At 58.6% G+C, this 18705-nt stretch carries 22 protein-coding genes and 1 riboswitch; of the genes, 5 read left to right on the top strand and 17 right to left on the bottom strand.

The window, feature by feature from the left end; all coding sequences use genetic code 11:
- Positions 1-2: 2 nt before the first annotated feature.
- The 3 genes from WG622_RS05420 to WG622_RS05430 form a co-directional block, all read right to left on the bottom strand.
- Positions 3-374 carry a hypothetical protein gene (locus WG622_RS05420; protein ID WP_209356859.1) on the bottom strand — a complete coding sequence of 124 codons (372 nt, stop codon included), beginning with the start codon at positions 372-374 and terminating at the stop codon, positions 3-5.
- On the bottom strand, positions 367-951 hold the full coding sequence (locus WG622_RS05425) for an RNA polymerase sigma factor (RefSeq protein WP_339402697.1): 585 nt from the start codon (positions 949-951) through the stop codon (positions 367-369). The genes WG622_RS05420 and WG622_RS05425 overlap by 8 nt, the downstream gene beginning before the upstream one ends.
- 89 nt (positions 952-1040) lie before the next feature.
- Complete coding sequence (locus WG622_RS05430; RefSeq protein WP_339402637.1) at positions 1041-1517, bottom strand: EF-hand domain-containing protein; 477 nt, start codon at positions 1515-1517, stop codon at positions 1041-1043.
- A gap of 171 nt (positions 1518-1688) precedes the next feature.
- Between WG622_RS05430 and WG622_RS05435 the strand changes: the two genes are divergently transcribed.
- Complete coding sequence (locus WG622_RS05435; RefSeq protein WP_339402638.1) at positions 1689-2411, top strand: NUDIX hydrolase; 723 nt, start codon at positions 1689-1691, stop codon at positions 2409-2411.
- Here WG622_RS05435 and WG622_RS05440 read toward each other — a convergent pair.
- From WG622_RS05440 to WG622_RS05450, 3 genes are read right to left on the bottom strand one after another with little or no spacing between them, the layout of a single operon-like run.
- Positions 2408-3310, bottom strand: coding sequence for an EamA family transporter (locus tag WG622_RS05440; protein WP_339402639.1), 903 nt, complete (start codon positions 3308-3310; stop codon positions 2408-2410). The two genes, WG622_RS05435 and WG622_RS05440, sit on opposite strands and share 4 nt — an antisense overlap.
- 20 nt (positions 3311-3330) lie before the next feature.
- Positions 3331-4230: a fatty acid desaturase gene (locus WG622_RS05445; RefSeq protein WP_339402640.1), complete on the bottom strand. Its 900-nt coding sequence runs from the start codon at positions 4228-4230 to the stop codon at positions 3331-3333.
- Entirely contained in the window at positions 4223-4426 is a 204-nt protein-coding gene (locus WG622_RS05450; protein WP_339402641.1) for a DUF2061 domain-containing protein, read from the bottom strand. Before WG622_RS05450 ends, WG622_RS05445 begins: the two co-directional genes overlap by 8 nt.
- A 108-nt stretch (positions 4427-4534) precedes the next feature.
- On the opposite strand from WG622_RS05450, the gene WG622_RS05455 reads away from it, so the two are divergent.
- The gene (locus tag WG622_RS05455) at positions 4535-5383 is read left to right on the top strand and encodes a helix-turn-helix domain-containing protein (RefSeq protein ID WP_339402642.1); all 849 of its coding nucleotides are present in this window, start codon (positions 4535-4537) and stop codon (positions 5381-5383) included.
- Here WG622_RS05455 and WG622_RS05460 read toward each other — a convergent pair.
- From WG622_RS05460 to bcoG, 3 genes are all read right to left on the bottom strand, one after another.
- On the bottom strand, positions 5380-6141 hold the full coding sequence (locus tag WG622_RS05460) for an SDR family oxidoreductase (RefSeq protein ID WP_339402698.1): 762 nt from the start codon (positions 6139-6141) through the stop codon (positions 5380-5382). The two genes, WG622_RS05455 and WG622_RS05460, sit on opposite strands and share 4 nt — an antisense overlap.
- The gene (locus WG622_RS05465; RefSeq protein ID WP_339402643.1) at positions 6138-7613 is read right to left on the bottom strand and encodes a carnitine 3-dehydrogenase; all 1476 of its coding nucleotides are present in this window, start codon (positions 7611-7613) and stop codon (positions 6138-6140) included. Before WG622_RS05465 ends, WG622_RS05460 begins: the two co-directional genes overlap by 4 nt.
- 77 nt (positions 7614-7690) lie before the next feature.
- Positions 7691-8608 carry a 3-dehydrocarnitine:acetyl-CoA trimethylamine transferase BcoG gene (gene bcoG / locus WG622_RS05470; RefSeq protein WP_339402644.1) on the bottom strand — a complete coding sequence of 306 codons (918 nt, stop codon included), beginning with the start codon at positions 8606-8608 and terminating at the stop codon, positions 7691-7693.
- Between the two features lie 79 nt (positions 8609-8687).
- Here bcoG and WG622_RS05475 point away from each other — a divergent pair, with 79 nt between their 5' ends.
- Positions 8688-9680 (top strand): GlxA family transcriptional regulator, encoded by a 993-nt coding sequence (locus WG622_RS05475; RefSeq protein WP_339402645.1) that lies wholly within the window; start codon positions 8688-8690, stop codon positions 9678-9680.
- Here the strand turns inward: WG622_RS05475 and nhaA are convergent.
- The 8 genes from nhaA to cobO form a co-directional block, all read right to left on the bottom strand.
- On the bottom strand, positions 9627-11441 hold the full coding sequence (gene nhaA / locus WG622_RS05480; protein ID WP_339402646.1) for a Na+/H+ antiporter NhaA: 1815 nt from the start codon (positions 11439-11441) through the stop codon (positions 9627-9629). The two genes, WG622_RS05475 and nhaA, sit on opposite strands and share 54 nt — an antisense overlap.
- Positions 11442-11521: 80 nt before the next feature.
- The gene (gene modC, locus WG622_RS05485; RefSeq protein WP_339402647.1) at positions 11522-12607 is read right to left on the bottom strand and encodes a molybdenum ABC transporter ATP-binding protein; all 1086 of its coding nucleotides are present in this window, start codon (positions 12605-12607) and stop codon (positions 11522-11524) included.
- Positions 12604-13308: a molybdate ABC transporter permease subunit gene (gene modB / locus WG622_RS05490; protein WP_339402648.1), complete on the bottom strand. Its 705-nt coding sequence runs from the start codon at positions 13306-13308 to the stop codon at positions 12604-12606. Before modB ends, modC begins: the two co-directional genes overlap by 4 nt.
- A complete protein-coding gene (gene modA, locus WG622_RS05495; protein WP_339402649.1) occupies positions 13305-14024 on the bottom strand; it encodes a molybdate ABC transporter substrate-binding protein in 720 nt (239 codons plus the stop codon). Before modA ends, modB begins: the two co-directional genes overlap by 4 nt.
- Positions 14025-14144: 120 nt before the next feature.
- A complete protein-coding gene (locus tag WG622_RS05500) occupies positions 14145-15593 on the bottom strand; it encodes a cobyric acid synthase (protein ID WP_339402650.1) in 1449 nt (482 codons plus the stop codon).
- Between the two features lie 3 nt (positions 15594-15596).
- Entirely contained in the window at positions 15597-15941 is a 345-nt protein-coding gene (locus WG622_RS05505) for a Lin0512 family protein (RefSeq protein WP_209356875.1), read from the bottom strand.
- Entirely contained in the window at positions 15938-16285 is a 348-nt protein-coding gene (locus WG622_RS05510) for a Lin0512 family protein (RefSeq protein ID WP_339402651.1), read from the bottom strand. The genes WG622_RS05505 and WG622_RS05510 overlap by 4 nt, the downstream gene beginning before the upstream one ends.
- A complete protein-coding gene (cobO, locus tag WG622_RS05515) occupies positions 16285-16902 on the bottom strand; it encodes a cob(I)yrinic acid a,c-diamide adenosyltransferase (protein WP_339402652.1) in 618 nt (205 codons plus the stop codon). Before cobO ends, WG622_RS05510 begins: the two co-directional genes overlap by 1 nt.
- Positions 16903-16939: 37 nt before the next feature.
- A riboswitch (cobalamin riboswitch) is annotated at positions 16940-17149 on the top strand.
- 82 nt (positions 17150-17231) lie between these two features.
- On the opposite strand from cobO, the gene WG622_RS05520 reads away from it, so the two are divergent.
- On the top strand, positions 17232-17609 hold the full coding sequence (locus WG622_RS05520; RefSeq protein WP_339402653.1) for a DUF1636 family protein: 378 nt from the start codon (positions 17232-17234) through the stop codon (positions 17607-17609).
- Between the two features lie 5 nt (positions 17610-17614).
- Positions 17615-18703 (top strand): cobalamin biosynthesis protein CobW, encoded by a 1089-nt coding sequence (cobW, locus tag WG622_RS05525; RefSeq protein ID WP_339402654.1) that lies wholly within the window; start codon positions 17615-17617, stop codon positions 18701-18703.
- Positions 18704-18705 lie beyond the last annotated feature (2 nt).

Raw genomic sequence — 18705 nt, forward strand, 5'->3', positions numbered from 1 at the left:
GATCACTCTGCCTCCGTGGAAAAGGTAAAGCCTCCGGAGAGGTCCGAGATATAGCTTTCTGTGTCGCCGGTGATGACGGTTTGCAAACCATCAAGCGTCAGGGCTTCGGCCCCGGAGAACCCGATAAAGACGCTGGCCATTGTCGCTGCAATCAATCCGCCCGTGCCTTGCCAGCCGCCCAAAGTCTCAAACAGGCTCGCCAAAAACCCACGTTCCGCGACCGGCGCGGCCATCGCGGCTGGTTGCGGCTGATGCGCCTCGGCTTCTGCCAACATGCGGGCCATAAAGTCATCGCTGACCTGCGCCTCTGGTGCGTCTTTTGCCTCTGCGAACAGATCGTTTAGCAGGGCGTCCATATCGTTTTTCTCAGTCATCCGAATACCCTAATTCATCTTTGCGTCCTGCCAAGATCTTAGCCAAGGCGCGTTTTCCTCGCGCGGTCAGACTTTCGACCGCTTCGACCCCGATGTCCATAATCTGAGCGATCTCGGGGTTGCTCATGCCTTCGATGTGCCGCAGCAGCACCGCTTGTCTTTGTCGATCCGGCAGTTCCATCAGAGCCTCTTGCAGCGCCGCTTGCCGCGACTTTTGCTGCATCGCCTCGGCAGGGCTTTCCGCATCATCCTCAGGCTCTGGGATCGCATCCAACGCCACCCCGCGCCCTTTGCGTAGACGATCCGTGCAAAGGTTCGCCACCACCCGATAAAGCCAGGTCGTGACCTTGGCCTCGCCTTGCCGCCAATCGGTTGCTTGCTTCCAAAGACGGATCAAGGCCTCTTGCGCGACATCTTCTGCCTCGGCACGATCTCCCAGAACGCGAAAGGCGTGCCCAAAGACCTTGGGCGTCAGCCGCAGGGTCAAGGCACGGGCCGCGGATGCATCGCCATTGGCATAAAGCACCAACAAAGCGTCATCGCTCACGTCCTGAAATGTGTCTCGCGGCATCTCCATGTCCCGTTTGGCGTAGCCGTTTCGCCCAAGTGAGGCAATCTTAATCCCATGCCCCCTATGTCGAGCGGGGGGCATGGGGCTGATCAAGATCAGTTGTTTTCAGTCTCGGCGTCGCCGTCACGGCCGCCCTTGCGCTTGCCGTGCTTTTTCATAGAGGCAAACTCTTCTTCAGAGATCTGGCCGTCGCCGTTGTCGTCCAAGCGGTCAAACATACGCGCGGCGCGGTCGCCGTTTGGCTGCATTTCTTCCTGGCTCAAGAGGCCATCGCCATTGGTGTCACGCTTTTCGATCATCTTTGCGACACGATCCGAGATGTCGCGATCTGCTTTCGCGGCGATCTCTTCGGCGCTCAGAAGGCCGTCACCATTGGTGTCGGTTTCTGCAAAGCGGGCCTGGCCCTGCGCTTGCAATTCCTCGATGGTCACAAAGCCATCGCCATTTGCGTCAAGCTGTTCAAAGCTCACCCGTTCGCCGCGGTGGCCACCGCCTGGCTTGGCGGTTACGGAAGCTGCGGTGAAAGCCAGCGCGATTGCGGTGACACCAGAGATAAGTACTGCACGTTTCATTTTAGGTCTCCATTTTCTCAGTTTGAAACCGGTGTGTTGCCCGTTTTCAAAAGGTCAAACGCGGGGGCGGAGCTTTTCCGTCGCGGAATTTGCATTTTTTTTCGAAAAACTTGGTTGCCCTTTGCCAAAGCCCTTAGTTTACTGGGAAAAATTGATGCGATAGGGGCCAAGATGACCGTAGACAAAACAGCAATTCGCGATGCGGCGACGGTCATTGTGGTGCGCGATCCCGAGACAAACCCGCGAATTTTGATGGGACAGCGGGGATCAAAGGCCGCCTTCATGCCCAATAAATTCGTCTTTCCCGGAGGCGCTGTGGATGCCGAGGACTATGATGTGCCCCTTGCAACGCCGCTTTCAGATCAGTGCTGTGACCGGCTGCGCGATGACATGCGGCCCGAGACGCCAGACACTGCGGTTCACGCGCTCGCGGTGGCCGCAATCCGCGAGCTTTGGGAAGAAACCGGCCTCATTTTGGGCGGCAAGGGGAATTGGGACATACCCCCAGCCGCGGATTGGACGGATTACGCCGCGACGGGCCATGTGCCTTCCGCGCAGTCTATGCAATTTGTGTTCCGCGCCATCACCCCTCCGGGCCGTCCGCGCCGTTTTGATGCACGGTTCTTTCTGATTAATGCGGATGCGCTGTCAGGCGATCTCGATGATTTCTCACGCGCGAGCGAAGAGCTATCGCACCTTCAATGGGTCGGACTGAAAGATGCGCGCAGCTTTGATCTGCCTTTCATCACCGAGGTCGTTCTGGCCGAAATCGAGGGGCAATTGCCTGATCTGTCCGCCCCTGCGTCCGTGCCGTTCTTCAAAAACGACGACGAAGCAGGCTGGTTCAAGCGCCTACACGGCCGCGCGCCAAGCGAAGCGGATCTGGGCGGCTAGACCCAGACCACCAAACCCAGAACGCTGAGGCTGATAAATCCGATGCCGATGAACTCGCGCAGCGTGATCTTTTCGCGGAACACGAGCGTCGTCGCGATGATCGAAAAAATCAGTTCGATCTGCCCGACCGCCTTCACATAGGCCGCATTCTGCAACGTAAAGGCCGTGAACCAGCAATAGGATCCAGCGATGCTGGTCAGGCCCACAAAGCCTGCGGTTTTCCAGACGCTCATAACTCGGCCGATTTCGGCACGGTCTCGCCAGAGCAGATAGATCAGCATGCCAATCAACTGCATCGACGTGACCGCGGCCAAGGTAATAAACGCGCGTTCAAACGGATCCGGAGCCTCGATCATCAAGCTCGCCGCGCGATAGGTTGTCGCCGAGATCCCAAAAAGTGCCCCTGCTGACAGTCCCAGCAACGTGGCAGGGCTCGTGAGGCTCGCGCGCCAGTTCGTGTCTTTGCCGATCGCGCCAGACAGCACAATGACGCCCGCAAAACCGATCACCATGGCGATGACGCCCATGCCAGTCACCGCTTCTCCGAACAGGATAAGGCCGATCAATGCGGTCTGCAGGACTTCGGTTTTCTTGAATGTTACCCCAACGGCGAAATTGCGGTAGGCAAAGGTTTTGACAGTGCAAATCGTCGCCAAGACCTGCGCCGCGCCGCCCAAAGCTCCGTAGAGCCAGAACGCCGCTGATGGCATCGCGAAGCTGCGGTCATTGACCTGCAGGTAAAACGCCGCCAGAACCACTACCAACGGCGCGGAATAGAGGAACCGCGCCAACGTCGCTCCGGTCGCCGTCAGCTTAGTCTGGCTTAGCTGTTTTTGCAGCATGAAGCGCAGCGTCTGGAAAAACGCAGCGGCGATAGAGAGAAAAATCCAAAGCTCCATGCCGCCTTATGACCCGGAAGTTACTGCTTTGGCCAGAGGGGGTGAGGCACCGGGTCTTTGGGGGTGAAAAAGTAGCGTTTCAGGATCGTCCAGTAGGAGCTGTAATAGTAGCCGTCGTTGCGTCCCAAATACCGGTCGCGATTGTCTTTGAAGGCCACGGGCAGGCGATACCAAGGCAATTTGGGGTGCATGTGATGCACCACATGCAGTGAGTTATAGAGGAACAGCCACGCGAGCGGGCCGTGGTCTTCGATGATCACCGTACGGCCGCGATATTTCTCATGGGCCTGGTGCTCGAGGAAGGTTCGGATTTTAAGGATGCCATACGCAAAATAGGCGCTGATCAGATAGGCCCAGACGGGCATTGCCGAAACACTGGCGACAAACCAGATCACCAAGGCGAGCCCAGGGATGTGCAATAGCCAGCCTGCAAGAACGCGGCGGTTGCCTTTCAGGATTTGCGTTGCGTCGCATTTCATGAACACGATTTGACCAATCGCAGGCCCTAAGACGATCCGGCCAAAGAGCATATTGTTAACCGTCAATAGCGCCTTGCAGATGAAGCTCAGCTGGCTCCAAGCCTCGGGATCCATATAGTTGCTTTCGGGATCATCATAGGGATCGGTCAGTTTGGAATCCTGATGGTGATCCAGATGCGTGTCTTTGAACCGCAGATAGGGAATGAACACGCCAAGGACCGGAAACACAGTCGCTTCGCTGAGCAATTGGCTGCGAAATGGATGCCCATGCACGACTTCATGCGTCAGCGAGGAATGCAGGACAATCGCGATGGTCGTGACCACCATACCCAAAGGCAACCAAATCGCGCTCGCCCAGATCGTACCCAGCGCAAAGCCCGCATAGCACAGGACCAACAGCGAAAACGTCGGCCACTCGATCAGAGGACGGCATTCACGCATGGCGACCCCAGCTGACCTGCGCCCAGACCCGTTCGTAGATGACATAGGTGGTAAGGCCGATCCCCGCATTCACCAGTGCCATGGCGCCGCCAACCGTCAAGGAGCCCGTCGCCACATAGCCCACAAGACACATGATCAGAAGGCCAATCAGGTTCCATACGATCGCCTTAACGATTGATCTTGCTCGGGTTTCCATGAGGGGCTCCTTTTGTTTTTGTTGCTATCAAGCCCTAGTCAAAAACTGGCAGGAGAGGCATTCTGAATGTAATTAACATTTTTCACCAAATGTGATATTTATCACTTCATGAGTGATAAAATCGACAAACGCGCCCGATCTGAACGATTCCGTCAACGTCTGGAACAGGCGATGGGCACCAGCGGAATCAATCAAAGCGCCCTTGCTCGGATGACAGGCGTAGATCGGTCCACGATTTCGCAACTGTTGAAAGACAAAGGCGCGCGGCTGCCGAATGCACAGGTTGTCGGGGAATGCGCCTCAGCCCTCGGTGTCTCTGCCGATTGGCTTTTGTCCCTGACAGACAACCCCGAGCGCGCCGAAGATATTGTCGCAAATGCTCTAACCCTAACCGAAGCCCCGCGCGCCTTGGTCGATGAACAGATCTTTGCTTGGCACCAAGAGGCCGCAGGCTACAAAGTCCGTCATGTGCCGGCCGGCCTGCCCGATATGCTCAAGACGCGCGAGTTGCTCAGCTGGGAATATTCACCGCATCTGGGCCGTACGACCGAACAGGCCATCGGTGCCAGCGAAGACCGTTTGAACTGGATGCGCGACAGCTCTTCCGATTATGAGATCGCCCTGCCCATGCATGAAATGGCCAGCTTCGCGCGCGGCGAAGGATATTACAGCGGCCTCCCAGACGACACCCGCCTCGCCCAGATCGCCCATATGCGGCAGTTAAGCGAACAGCTATATCCGCGCCTCAGACTTTATCTCTTTGACGCCCGCCAGCTTTACTCGGCGCCCGTCACGGTTTTTGGCCCATTGCTCGCGGTGCTCTATTTAGGACGCAACTACCTTGCCTTCCGCGACACAACGCGGGTGCAAGGGTTTACCGAACATTTCGATGCTTTGGTGCGAGAGGCAACGGTCACGGCGCGCAGCCTGCCTGACTATTTAGACAGTCTGACTTAAACCTTAGGATCCGGGTTTTCAGTGTGTCCATCCACAGCAATCACCTGCCCCGACACCAGACGCGCTGCATCAGATCCCAAGAACACGGCCATATTGGCAACATCCTCAGCCGTCACAAAAGACCGCATCGACGTTCCCGCCGCATAGCCCGCATAAACCTCGTCCCGCGTCATGCCTTTGATCGCGGCCTCGCGCTCTAACACGCCTTCCATCCTCGGTCCTTCCACGGCCCCCGGGCAGATCGCATTGGCGCGGATGCCCTCTGGCCCCAGTTCCATCGCGACGGTTTTCATCAGGCCAATGATGCCCCATTTCGCCGCAGCATATGGCGCGCGATTGGGATAGCCATATATGCCCGCCGTCGAAGACGTATAGACGATGGATCCCTGCCCCGCCGCACGCATCATGGGGCTTGCGTATTTCGTCGCCAGAAACGCGCCTTCAAGGTTTACGGATACACAGCGCTGCCACTCCGCAAGATCGATATCGCCAATAGCATTGGTCGGCCCAGCGATGCCAGCATTGGCACAGAGCACGTCCAGCCCGCCCCACTCAGCGTCAATTTCTGCAAACAAATGGGCCATCGCAGCCTCATCGGACACATCCGCACGCGTCTTGCGCCACGTGTCAGGACAATCCGCCAACGACGCCGCGACCACGTCCGTGATCCACACGTCAAACCCGGCCGCAGCAAAGCCCTCGGCCATGGCGCGCCCGATCCCGGACGCGCCCGCTGTTATCAAAACCCGCCGACTCAGCGCGGTTGCCCCACATAGCGGCCAACGCCCTCAGAGGCCGGCAGTTTCGCATGGGCGCTCGCCAATGCCGCGAGGTTGTCCATGATCTCTTGGCTTGGCTCGCTGGGGCGACGGGTTTCCAAGGACACATGCAACAAGAAATGCTCGCCGGTCGCCAAGAGGCGGTCGCCTTCATACATTTCATGCCACAGCTGCATCTTCTTGCCTTCGCCTTTCAGAACCCGCGTGCGGATCTCAACGACCTGCCCCAGATGCGTCTCATCCAGATAGCGGATATGAGTCTCTCCGGTGAAATAGCTGCCACCTGTCGCGATATATTCCTTGGTGCAGCCGATGATCTCCATCAGCCGATCGGTCGCCTCGGAAAACGCCGTGCCATAGCAGGCTTCATTCATGTGACCATTGTAGTCCAGCCAATCCGCTGGCACCGCACGACGCCCTGTCACAACCAACTCGTCCAAAGACGCGATGTCAGACATCGCGCGCGGCAGATCGCTTTGCGCAATCAGACGTTCGTCGTGCTTGTTCAGCACCTCACCCGCGCCCCAGTTGTTGGCTTTCAACGCGCGCATCATGCCGACACAGTTGTCGTCGCGAATACGTTCCAGCTCGCGGATCGACAGATGGCCGGACTGTGCATCCGACTGATCCGCAATCAGATCGACCAGCTCGTCGGTGAACTCAGGCACATCCATCAGCTTGGTCCAAGGCCATTTCAGAGCCGGGCCAAACTGCGCCATGAAGTGCTTCATACCCGCTTCGCCACCTGCAATCCGATAGGTCTCAAACAGACCCATCTGTGCCCAGCGGATGCCGAATGCCATGCGGATCGACTCGTCGATCTCCTCAGTCGTGGCGATACCGTCTTTCACCAGCCACAGCGCCTCGCGCCACACCGCTTCAAGGAAACGGTCCGCAATATGCGCATCGATCTCTTTGCGCACTTTCAGCGGGAACATCCCGACAGAGCTCAGGATCTCTGCTGCACGTTCAACGGTTTCCGGCGCGTTTTTCTCGGTCGCAACCAGCTCCACCAACGGCATCAGATAGACCGGGTTAAACGGGTGGGTCACAACGATCTGCTCTGGACGGCTCGCGCAGTTCTGCAACTCGGACGGCTTAAACCCAGAGGTCGAGGACCCCAGGATCGCATCCTTCGGCGCATGTTCCTGCAGCGTCTGATAGACCTTCTGCTTCAGCTCAATCCGCTCAGGCACCGACTCTTGAATCCAGGTCGCGCCCTGAACGGCCTCTGACATGGTCTCATGAAAACTCAGCTTGCCCTCAGGAGGCAAAGCCGTGTCCGACAGGCCCGGCAACGAGCGCCGCGCGTTGTCCAGAACTTCACCAATCTTCCGTTCTGCCTCTGGATCCGGGTCAAACACCCGCACATCCCAGCCATTCAGCAAAAACCGAGCGGCCCAGCCGCCGCCAATCACACCACCGCCAACAATCGTTGCAATCTGCGTCACGATGCTCTTCCTTTTCTCTTGCTCAAAATATCCCGGGGTCTGGGGCAGAGCCCCAGCCCGCCAGAACATCCAAAAGCTTACTTCGCGACCGGCGCGCGTTTGACCAGACCCAGCTTCTCACGCACTTCGTCAGGGCCAATCACCCGCGCACCCATGTTGGACACGATGGTATTCGCGCGCTCAACCAGCTGCCAGTTCTCGGCCAGAACGCCTTTGTCGAGCCAGAGGTTGTCTTCCAGACCAACCCGCACGTTGCCGCCCGCAAGAACAGCCGCCGCGGCATAGGCCATCTGATCACGACCCAGCGAGAAGGCCGAGAAGGTCCACTCATCAGGAACCGCATTGACCATCGCCATGAAGGTGTTCAGATCGTTTGGCGCACCCCAAGGCACACCCATACAAAGCTGAACCAGAGCATTCGGCTCAAGGATCCCTTCAGCCACCAGCTGCTTTGCAAACCACAGATGGCCGGTGTCAAAAGCTTCGATTTCCGCCTTCACACCCAGATCGGTCATCATCTGACCCATCGCACGCAGCATGCCAGGCGTGTTGGTCATCACATAGTCGGCTTCGGCAAAGTTCATGGTGCCGCAATCCAGCGTGCAGATCTCTGGCAGACATTCCGCCACATGGGCCACGCGCTCGGTCGCGCCAATCATATCGGTCGCGGCGGCGTTCACTGGGAATGGGTTTTCTGTGTCGCCAAAGACGATGTCACCGCCCATGCCTGCGGTCAGGTTCAGAACCACATCGATGTCGCTGTCGCGCACGCGGTCGGTCAGCTCGCGATACAGAGCCAGATCGCGGCTCGGAGCGCCCGTCTCTGGGTCGCGCACGTGGCAATGCACCACCGCAGCACCTGCTTTGGCCGCGGCAATCGCACTCTCGGCGATCTGTTTTGGCGAGCGTGGAACATGGGGGCTGCGATCCTGAGTGCCACCAGAGCCGGTGACAGCGGCTGTGATAAAGACCTCGCGGTTCATGGACAAAGGCATAGCTGATTCCTCTATTTAGCTTTCATCCACTATGCCGCGCCTTGCGTAGAAGTACTTTTCTCAATACGAAGTAAAATTGATGAAACCCGCAAGAGATCTCTTTCTTCCGGACCCAAAGCCGCTGGATACGGTGGTTCTGGTTCTAGACCAAAGCAACACGCTGTCCTTTGCGGCCGCGACCGATCCTATGCGAGCCGCCAACCGTAAATCCGGCGCGCCTTTGTTTCGTTGGCGCTTTGCAACAGCCGAGGGTACGGCGGCGCGACTGACAACGGGTCTCACGGTTGAAGGCCCTCCGATTGCCAGCATCGAGGCTTGTGATCTTCTGATCGTCGTTGCTGGGTTCAACTTGCTGAACCACGCAACTCCACGCCTGTCCGCCAGCCTCAGGCGGTTAAAGAACCAAGACACTGGCATCATTGCGATTGACGGCGGCCCCTGGCTCTTGGCCAGCGCGGGCCTGCTCAATGGCCACCCGGCCACCACCCATTGGGAAGATCTCGACGAATTCGCCAGCCGCTTTCCCGAGGTCGAAACCCGCCGCGACCGCTATTGCCTCTCGCCGCCATTTGCCACTTCGGGCGGAGCTTCGCCTGCGATTGATCTCATGCTGCATCTGATCGCCAACCGCTGGGGCGGAGACCTTGCACGCCGCACCGCAGGCGCCTTTCTCTATGACCCGGTTCCAGAAGGGCGCTGGCAAACCCCCAGCTCCCTGCCCCGCGATCCGCGTAGGCCGCCCGTGGTGACACAGGCGCTCGATCTGATGGCGCAGACCTTGGCCGATCCGCTGCCGATTCAAGAGGTCGCCGAACAGACCAATCAATCCCCGCGCCGTCTGGAACAGCTTTTTGCCCAGCACGTCGGCCAGCCACCGCAAAGCTATTACCTGCACCTGCGCCTGACCGAGGCCCATCGCCTTGCCACAGACACACCGATGACTGTCAGGGACATCGGTTTCGCGACAGGCTTTGCCAGCCTGTCGAGCTTTTCACGTGCGTTTAAGGCTCAGTTCGGCCTATCCGTCAGCCGTCTCAGGCGAGGAAGCCATAATGAGGACGAGCGCCCCTAGGCTGCCTGCGACCAGCGAGGCAATGAGGATCGCGAGTTTGACGCTTTCCAGCTGCTCGCCTGCGAAGGCTGCCGAACCGATAAAGATCGACATGGTAAAGCCGACACCGGCCAAAAGCCCCGCGCCAACGACTTGTGTCCAAGAGATCTCGGGTGAGAGTTTCGCAAGACCCAGACGCACACCCAGATAACAGATCAGGAAAATCCCCAGTGGTTTGCCGATCACGAGCCCTGCCATCACGCCAAGCACCTCTGGCGAGCCCAGCGCAAAGCTCGACCCGATGATCAAAATGCCGGTGTTAAAGAAGGCAAACAAAGGCAAGATCAGGAAGTTGGACCAGCCTTCGAGAGCGTGCTGCAGGTGGAACCCCGGTTCGCGCAACCGCTCGACGGCAGACTCAAGCCGCGCCAAAGCGCCAGCTCCGATGGCCGAAGAATTGCTCTCGCGCTCCGCTTCAAAGACCGAGGCCGCCTGCTCTGCCACGCCCTCAATGCTGGCCGAGCGCCGCGATGGGATCGCCAAGGCGGTCAAAACACCTGCGAGCGTCGCATGCAGCCCGCTTTCATAGACGAAGTACCAAAGCACCACACCCAAAAGCAGATACGGCGTGCGCGAGTAGATCCGCGCGCGGTTTAGAACCAGCATGATCGCCAGAATGCCAACGCCAAAGAGGAAAGCATCCATATGGAAGCCGTGCCCATAGAACAGCGCAATAACGAGGATCGCGCCAAGGTCATCGGCAATCGCAAGCGCAGACACAAAGATCTTGAGCGAGGTCGGCACGCGGCGGCCCAGCAGAGCCATAATCCCGAGCGTAAAGGCGATATCAGTCGCCATAGGAATACCCCAGCCATGCAGCGTATCTGGGCTGTTCCAGTTGATCGCCGCGTAGATCAGCGCGGGCATCGCCATGCCCCCGACCGCGCCCAGGATCGGTAGGGCGGCACGGGACATATCCGAGAGTTCTCCGTCGACCATCTCGCGTTTGATCTCGATCCCGACAATCAGGAAGAAAAGCGCCATGAGGCCGTCGTTGATCCAATGCTCCAGTGACAGCGAAAATTTCGCGTCAGCAAAAAACAGGCCCATCTTTGTGTGGCGCAGATGTTCATAGGCTTCGTGGAAGCCGACATTCACAACGATCAACGCCGCGATGGTTGCCGCCACCAGAACCATGCCCGCCGAGGCCGCCCAGTGGAAAAAGTCTTCGCTCGCCAAGCGCAACCGCAGACCGAGTGGCTTCTCGATTGCTTCAGTGACCGCGGCCTCATCCCAAGCGCCAACATATTGACGGTTATCAATAAATACGAGCGGGCCGCCATGGGCATCCGAGGCAATCGCGCTGTCATGGTCGTCTTGCAGACGCTGCGTAGTCTCATCTGAGAACATATCGTCGCGCAGTTTGTCCTGATCCATATCAAGCGCTTCGGCAATCGCCATGACGACGCCGACCGTATAGCGCGGAGGGCGCGAGAACAGCGCGTTGCGCATGTCGTCAAACCGCCCCTGCGCTGCCGCAGCGATGGCTGCGCGGGCTGCAATGTCAGACCCGTTCTCATTGCCGACAGCCGGCAGGAACCGATAGGCGAAGGTCACATTTTCCGGCAAAGCCCGCAGCCGCGTGCGCCGCATGATATCGCGGATCCGGCGCATGCGGTCGCTGGTGAAATCAATGTACCAGACAATCGAGACCCTGCCGTTTTCTTTGCCTTCGACAATGTCACGAGAGGTGTCGAGCGGGTGCTTTAGATAGCCATTCATGCGTAGGGTTCATCCGTTCTGAGGTCGCGCGCGATACTAGTGATAGTGACGCATTAGACAAGAGGTATCGAAACGTCCAACTAGGTACCCACATCAGCCTGCGCAACCGACACCGACTTAACAATCGCAAAGACCGTCTGACCTTTGGCGAGCGCCATGGTTTTGGCAGATCTTTGCGTGATCCGCGCCAAGACATGGGCGTCTCCGCAGGCCAAGCGCACCAGAACGCCCGGCCCCTGCCCTGCGTGGATGTCCTCAATGCGGGCTTCCATCACATTCAGCGCAGAGATGCCGTCCGGTCGGTTCAAGGACAACATGACATCGCTGGCTTTGATCCGCAGGCGCACATCATCCCCAACCGAGGCCATTACGTGCGGCAAATGAAGCTTTGTGCCCGCGCCGCTTAGTTCGGTGAGCCCATCCTCGTGATGCGCCGTGACTCGCGCGCGTAGCACCGCTCCGCTTTCGCGCAATCCCAAAACGGCGGCGGCGCTTGTGTCCGAGAATACCTCTTCCACGGGCCCCGCCTTCGCCACCTTGCCGTCTCTCAGCAAGATGACGTGGTTTGCCAAACGCGCGACCTCAGACACCGAGTGGCTCACATAGAGGATCGGGACCTGCGCGTGGTCTCGCAGACGTTCGAGGTAAGGCAAAATTTCCTCTTTGCGCGCGGCATCCAGCGCGGCCAGAGGTTCGTCCAATAGCAACACCTCGGGCTTGGCCAGCAAGGCCCGCGCCAGGGCGACCCGTTGTTTTTCCCCGCCAGACAAGGCCTGAGGGCGGCGGTCCTGCAAGTGGTCCAGCCCTAGCATCGTTACGATCTGCTCTTGATAGCCGTGATCCACAGCTTGCCCGCGCGCCTTGGGCCCATAGGACAGATTGCGCGACACGCTTAGATGGGGAAACAGCCGCGCCTCTTGAAACACATAGCCAATGTTTCGCTTTTGAGGGCTAAGGTTGATCCCCGCTGCGCGGTCCAAGACTTTGCGGCCCGACATCGTGATCTGCCCTTCGTCCGGAGTCAAAAGCCCTGCGACCGACTGGATGATCGTGGTTTTGCCCGCGCCAGAGGGACCAAACAGCGCAGTCACCCCAGCAGGTGCGTGAAACGCTACATCCAGATCAAAGCCTTGGAAATGATGAGAAATCTGAACCTCGATACTCATGAGCCCCCCCTATTCGCAGCCCGACGCGCGAGCAGTTCCGAGGCGACAAGAGCGATCACCGCAATTGCGGTCGAGACGATGACCAGCCGAAAGGCTTGGGGCTCCTCTCCGGGGATTTGAAGCATTGCGTAGATGGCCGAAGGCAGGGTCTGGGTCTGGCCCGGGATGTTTGAGACAAAGGTGATGGTGGCCCCGAATTCTCCGATGGCTTTGGCGAAGGCCAGCACTGCGCCTGCGATGACACCCGGCAACATCAAAGGCAGAGTCACGGTCACATAGATACGCCAGCGGCTTGCACCAAGCGTGGCGGCGGCTTCTTCGAGTTTTGGGTCAACGTTTTCCAAAGCCAGCCGGATCGCGCGCACCATCAAGGGAAAGCCCATGATCGCCGCCGCTAGCGCCGCGCCGGTCCAGCGGAACGCGAGCAAGAGACCGAAGGTGTCTTCCAGGAACTGCCCGACAGGCGCGCGTCGCCCGAAGGTCACCAACAAAAGATAGCCGGTGACGACAGGCGGCAAGACCAACGGCAAATGCACCGCTATATTCAAAAGCTCTCGTCCCCAAAAGCGTTTGCGCACCAAAAGATGCGCCACCCAAAGCGCCAATGGCAGGCTGAGAGCCGTCGCCCAGAGGCTGACCCAAATCGACAGTCGCATGGCCGCAAAGCCTTCGGGGCCGAGATAGTCCGCAAGCCAGGTCATGGTGCGATGTCCTGAAACCCATGCGCTCGAAAGATGTCGCGGGCGGCGGGGCTTTGCAGAAGGTCAAGGTAGGTGTTTGCGGCTTCGCCCTTAGTCAATTGGGCGACGCGGTAGATGATTGGGCTATGGTCCTCTTTGTCAAAGCGATGCACCACGTGGACCGCCGGATCGGCAAGCGCGTCTGTTGCGTAGGTCACGGCAAATGGCGCTTCGCCCAGCGCCACAAGGCGGAGGGCGGCGCGGACATTGTCGGTCTGAATGATGCGGTCCTGAAGCTCGTCCCAAAGACGTAGGCTGCTCAGGGCTTCTTTGGCGTAGATGCCGGCGGGGACCGCCCGTGTGTGACCCACCGCAAGAAACCCTTCGCCAAGAGTTTCGGGCAACGTCGCGATGTCAAAGTCTGGGTCAGCTTCAGATGCAATCACCACGAGCTCATTGCGTAGGATATCCTGTGCGGTGAAGGTCTCTGTTACGGCTTGGTCGTCCAGCCACGTCGCCCAAAGTTGGTTGGCCGAGAAGAACACATCCGCAGGTGCTCCCTGTACAATTTGGCGCGCAAGTGCTGCGCTGCTGGCATAAGAGGTCGTCACTTTGATCGGTGCGCTTGCGTGAATTTCATCCAAGACACCCCGCAGGCTCGCTGCCGCAAAGACCGTGATCTCGGCCAGCGCCACTGTCGGTACAAGGAAGAATATACAGGATAGAAAGCGCAGCATTGTGGTGTCCGAAGTTCGCAAGGACTATGGGCGAGCTCTGCGCCAGTGGCAAGCGTTCAGTGGGCCAGCCCCCGTCGCCCTGAAGGGCGCCTCCCCCGGAGTATTTTGGGCAAGATGAAACTAGCGCGCGGCGGCGAAAATGCCCTCAACGTCCAGATGCTCCTCGATGTGGTCCGCGAGAGAGTCCAGAGTGGTTTCTACGGTTTGGTCGTAGCTGGCGTCAGTGGCCTTGGCGCCAAGGCTTGCAAGAAACGCGGCGCGGAACGCATCGTCGCGGAACATGCCGTGCAGGTAACTGCCTTGGATTTTGCCGCTTTCGCTGGCTGCGCCTTCTGGACGGTTGTTTACCGATGCAAAGGCGCGGGCACGATCGGGGCCGTCGGTGCGCCCGATGTGGATTTCGTAGCCCGTGAAATCGATGCCGGAGCTTGCGTGTTTGGCGTTCACTTCGGTCAGGCTTTTATTTGGAGTCATCAGGGTTTCCACATTGAGGAACCCGAGGCCTTTGGTGTCGCCAGCAGGGCCTTCGATACCGTCAGGGTCTGAGATCTTGGCGCCAAGCATCTGATATCCGCCGCAAATCCCGAGGACATGACCGCCACGCCGCAGATGCGCTTGCAGGTCGATGTCCCAGCCTTGGGCGCGCAGGAAGGCGAGATCTCCGATGGTGGATTTGCTGCCGGGGATGATGACGAGCGTGGCATCTGCCGGGATCGGCTGGCCTGCGCGCAGCATGGTGAGGCGGACATCCGGTTCTTGGGCCAAAGGGTCCAGATCATCGAAATTGGCGATACGAGAGAGGCCGAGGCAGACGATATGGATGTCGCCTGTAGTTTCGGATCCTTTGAGGTCGAGCGCGTCTTCGGCAGGGAGTTTCCATGCGTCAGAGAAATAGGGAAGCACGCCGAAACCGGGCCATTTGGTCGTATCTTGGATCAGTTGGTAGCCATCATCAAACAGGCTGGGATCGCCACGGAACTTGTTGATCATGAAGCCTTTGACGAGGCTTGCGTCCTCAGGAGAAATCACGGCCTGTGTACCGACGATCTGTGCAATGACGCCGCCGCGATCGATGTCTCCAGCGAGGATCACGGGCGTATTTGACGCCTGCGCGAAGCCCATATTGGCGATGTCCCCTGCGCGCAGATTGACTTCGGCCGGACTGCCTGCGCCTTCGACGATGACGAGATCGTGCTGCGATTTCAAATGGTTGAAACTTTCAAGCACCGAAGTCATCAGCTGCGGTTTTAGCTTGGCATAATCGCGCGCTTTGGCCGTGGTCAGCCGCTTGCCCTGCACCACCACCTGAGCGCCAACGTCGGTTTCGGGCTTTAGCAGGACCGGGTTCATATGCACAGTCGTGGGCAATTTGCACGCCAAGGCTTGCAAAGCCTGCGCGCGGCCGATCTCGCCGCCATCTGACGTGACGGCGGCATTGTTGGACATGTTCTGCGGCTTGAACGGCGCGACAGACAACCCACGTCGCAAAGCCGCACGGCAGAGACCTGCCACCAGCATCGACTTTCCGACATTGCTGCCGGTGCCCTGAATCATGATGGCTTTGCTCATGGGCTACCCTTGTTTTGGCAGAAAGGCCTCGACCGCAGCCGTCGCGATCACATTCACGGTTCCGTTGTCTGGGTTGGTCACATCCATACCGCCAAAGACGGCTTTGACCGTCGCCTTACCGCGTGGCAGCACCTCGGCCAGGGCCGCGCAATCCACCTGTTCGGGTTTTTGCACACCGATCGTCACGGAAACGCGCATCTCTTCGCTGGGGATGCCAAGCGTACCAAACATCGGAATGCAGGAATGACGGATCGCGTCTTCAATCGCGCGTTCTGCTGCCTTGGTATAGTCCTGACGGAAGAGGTTATTGCCCATGCCCATTTCCAGGATAAACCGTTGATCGCTCATGGTTTTACCTCCACATCCATCGCCACCGAGATCGCGACATTGGCGATGACGGTGGGGTTGCCTTCGGGGCGCGGCACGTCGAGGCCGCCTTTGACGGGGGTCACTGTGACTTGGCCGTAGGGGAAGATCGCTGCGATTTTGGCTTTGTCGATCTGGTCGGGTTGAGCCACTGCGACCTCCACAGTGATCTGCATCTCGGATTTGTCTTTGCCGAAAAGCTCCGCGAGGTTGATCGAATTGTGCCACAGCGCATCTTTGACGGCGCGGGTTGCGGCCTCGGTATAGTCCTGACGGCGCAGGGAACTACCCATGCCGAATTCGGTGAGGAGACGTTTGAGGGGCATTAAAACTCAACCCCCTTCTGCGCCTTTATCCCGTCACGGAAGGGATGCTTCACCAGCGTCATTTCCGTCACCAAATCCGCCGCCTCAATCAGCTCTGGCTTCGCGTTCCGCCCTGTCAGGCACACATGCGTCATCATCGGTTTCTCTTCCAAAAGAAACTCAACGACCTCATCAATATTCAGATAATCATTGCGCAGCGCGATATTGATCTCATCCAGCAACACAAACCGATTGCTCTCATCCCGAATGAGCTGCTTCGCCAGCTCCCAGCCCGCTTCGGCCTTGGCGATATCGCGGTCGCGGTCCTGGGTCTCCCAGGTGAACCCTTCGCCCGAGACATAGAACTTACATTCATCCTTGAAATGCGTCTCAAGAAAGTCGCGTTCCCCCGTCGCCCAAGCGCCTTTGATGAACTGCACAACCGCCGTTGGCATGCCATGAGAGATACAGCGCATGATCATGCCGAATCCGCTGGAAGACTTGCCTTTGCCGGGCCCCGTATGCACCATGATCAGACCTTTTTCTTCGGTCTTATTCTCCATCAAACGGTCCCGCGCGGCCTTGATTTTCTTCATTTTCTCGGTGTGACGCGCAGAGATGTCGGCATCTGTACTCATGGGGTCGTCCTCTTAACTTGACTCAGGGGGCGGATAGGCGCATTCCCGTCCTGTTGGTTCCTGTACTTAGTGCAGGTGAAAAGGGAATGCGACATGGATTGCGACGCAATCCAAACCGCAGCCGCCCCCGCGACCGTGAGCGGAGAGGGTTTGGCAAGCCACTGGCGCAAGCTGGGAAGGGCCAAATCCGCCAAGGGAAACCTTGGGATCCGTAAGCCGGGAGACCTGCCAACACCTGTGACTTTAACCGGACGGGGTGTTCCGGTGTCGGGAGCTAGCCTAAGTTGCCCGCCCTACTCGCCCTTGTCCCTCCTGAAAGGAGAGACATGATGACTATGGAACCAGTCGAGGTTCTAGTGTGTTCGACCTGCCGCGCGGGCATGCCGACGGATATGGAAGGCCCGCGTCCGGGCGCACAACTGGCTGAGGCTTTGCTGGCCAAAGACTGGCCCGCCCATGTGACCGTGAAAACCACTGAATGCCTGAGTAATTGTGACAGCGGCTGTTCCATCGCCGTGCGCGGTGGTGCAGATCGTTGGACCTATGTCTACGGCAACTTCACCGGCGCCGAGGATGCGGCTCTCGCCCATGAGGGACTTGTGAAATACGCAGGCACCGAGGACGGTCTCGTGCCCTGGCGCGAACGCCCCGTTCACTTTCGTAAAAACTGTATCGCGCGGATCCCACCGCTGCGCCTGCCGGAGTAAGGCTTATGAGCACGCTTGAGAAACTTCCTGTTACTGTGATCACCGGCTTTCTGGGCTCTGGCAAGACAACGCTGGTCAGCAAGCTGATGCAGAACCCGCAGGGCAAACGTCTGGCGGTTGTTGTGAATGAGTTTGGTGATGTGGGCGTTGATGGCGACATCCTGAAATCCTGCGCGATCCCTGATTGCCCAGCCGAAAACATTATGGAGCTGGCGAACGGCTGTATCTGCTGCACCGTGGCCGATGACTTCATCCCTACAATTGAAGCACTGATGGCGCTGGAACCCCGCCCCGATCACATCCTGATCGAGACTTCGGGTCTGGCGCTGCCGAAACCTTTGCTGAAGGCCTTTGACTGGCCTGATATTCGCAGCAAGATCACTGTGGACGGCGTGATTGCTCTGGCCGACGCCGAGGCCGTTGCGGATGGTCGTTTTGCTTCGAATGTTGCCGCAGTGGATGCTCAGCGCGAGGCGGATGAGGGCTTGGATCACGAAACTCCTCTGGCAGAGGTCTTTGGCGATCAGATTTCCTGTGCGGACATCATTCTGCTGACCAAGCCTGATTTGGCCGGCGAAGACGGCGTTGCCAAGGCAAAGGCCTTGATCGAAGAAAACTCTCCGCGTCCACTGCCAGTTGTCGAAGTGGCCGAAGGCATGGTCGATCCCCGCGTTATCCTTGGCCTGAACGCCGCCGCCGAGGACGATCTGGACAGCCGTCCAAGCCATCACGAAGATCATCACCATCATCATGACCACGACGACGATCATGACCATGACCACCACCACCATCACGACCACAGTCATGATGATTTTGACAGCATCGTTGTCGACATCCCCGAACAGATCGACGCGGCCAGTTTTGCGGCCAAGGTCGAGGCCATGGCGAAAGAGCAAAACATCCTACGCGTCAAAGGCTATGCGGCCGTCGAGGGCAAACCCATGCGCCTTCTGGTGCAAGCGGTCGGCGCGCGGGTACGTCACCAGTTTGACCGCCCTTGGAAGCCAGACGAGGCGCGCCAAGGCAAAATGGTCGTCATCGCGGAACATGACAACGTGAACCGCGCAGCCATCGAGGCGGCTTTCGCCAGCTAACC

Origin of the sequence: Cognatishimia coralii (assembly GCF_037478305.1) — a bacterium.
Classification (GTDB): domain Bacteria; phylum Pseudomonadota; class Alphaproteobacteria; order Rhodobacterales; family Rhodobacteraceae; genus Cognatishimia; species Cognatishimia coralii.

Excerpts from the sequence above, each read along its gene's own strand:
- modB (WP_339402648.1), bottom strand. The coding sequence starts at position 13,308 with ATGACCTGGCTTGCGGACTATCTCGGCCCCGAAGGCTTTGCGGCCATG.
- WG622_RS05500 (WP_339402650.1), bottom strand. The coding sequence starts at position 15,593 with ATGAGCAAAGCCATCATGATTCAGGGCACCGGCAGCAATGTCGGAAAG.
- WG622_RS05450 (WP_339402641.1), bottom strand. The coding sequence starts at position 4,426 with ATGGAAACCCGAGCAAGATCAATCGTTAAGGCGATCGTATGGAACCTG.
- nhaA (WP_339402646.1), bottom strand. The coding sequence starts at position 11,441 with ATGAATGGCTATCTAAAGCACCCGCTCGACACCTCTCGTGACATTGTC.
- WG622_RS05510 (WP_339402651.1), bottom strand. The coding sequence starts at position 16,285 with ATGCCCCTCAAACGTCTCCTCACCGAATTCGGCATGGGTAGTTCCCTG.
- WG622_RS05455 (WP_339402642.1), top strand. The coding sequence starts at position 4,535 with ATGAGTGATAAAATCGACAAACGCGCCCGATCTGAACGATTCCGTCAA.
- WG622_RS05475 (WP_339402645.1), top strand. The coding sequence starts at position 8,688 with ATGAAACCCGCAAGAGATCTCTTTCTTCCGGACCCAAAGCCGCTGGAT.
- WG622_RS05435 (WP_339402638.1), top strand. The coding sequence starts at position 1,689 with ATGACCGTAGACAAAACAGCAATTCGCGATGCGGCGACGGTCATTGTG.
- modA (WP_339402649.1), bottom strand. The coding sequence starts at position 14,024 with ATGCTGCGCTTTCTATCCTGTATATTCTTCCTTGTACCGACAGTGGCG.
- WG622_RS05505 (WP_209356875.1), bottom strand. The coding sequence starts at position 15,941 with ATGAGCGATCAACGGTTTATCCTGGAAATGGGCATGGGCAATAACCTC.
- WG622_RS05520 (WP_339402653.1), top strand. The coding sequence starts at position 17,232 with ATGACTATGGAACCAGTCGAGGTTCTAGTGTGTTCGACCTGCCGCGCG.
- WG622_RS05420 (WP_209356859.1), bottom strand. The coding sequence starts at position 374 with ATGACTGAGAAAAACGATATGGACGCCCTGCTAAACGATCTGTTCGCA.
- WG622_RS05430 (WP_339402637.1), bottom strand. The coding sequence starts at position 1,517 with ATGAAACGTGCAGTACTTATCTCTGGTGTCACCGCAATCGCGCTGGCT.
- WG622_RS05445 (WP_339402640.1), bottom strand. The coding sequence starts at position 4,230 with ATGCGTGAATGCCGTCCTCTGATCGAGTGGCCGACGTTTTCGCTGTTG.
- cobO (WP_339402652.1), bottom strand. The coding sequence starts at position 16,902 with ATGAGTACAGATGCCGACATCTCTGCGCGTCACACCGAGAAAATGAAG.
- modC (WP_339402647.1), bottom strand. The coding sequence starts at position 12,607 with ATGAGTATCGAGGTTCAGATTTCTCATCATTTCCAAGGCTTTGATCTG.
- bcoG (WP_339402644.1), bottom strand. The coding sequence starts at position 8,608 with ATGCCTTTGTCCATGAACCGCGAGGTCTTTATCACAGCCGCTGTCACC.
- WG622_RS05440 (WP_339402639.1), bottom strand. The coding sequence starts at position 3,310 with ATGGAGCTTTGGATTTTTCTCTCTATCGCCGCTGCGTTTTTCCAGACG.
- WG622_RS05425 (WP_339402697.1), bottom strand. The coding sequence starts at position 951 with ATGGAGATGCCGCGAGACACATTTCAGGACGTGAGCGATGACGCTTTG.
- cobW (WP_339402654.1), top strand. The coding sequence starts at position 17,615 with ATGAGCACGCTTGAGAAACTTCCTGTTACTGTGATCACCGGCTTTCTG.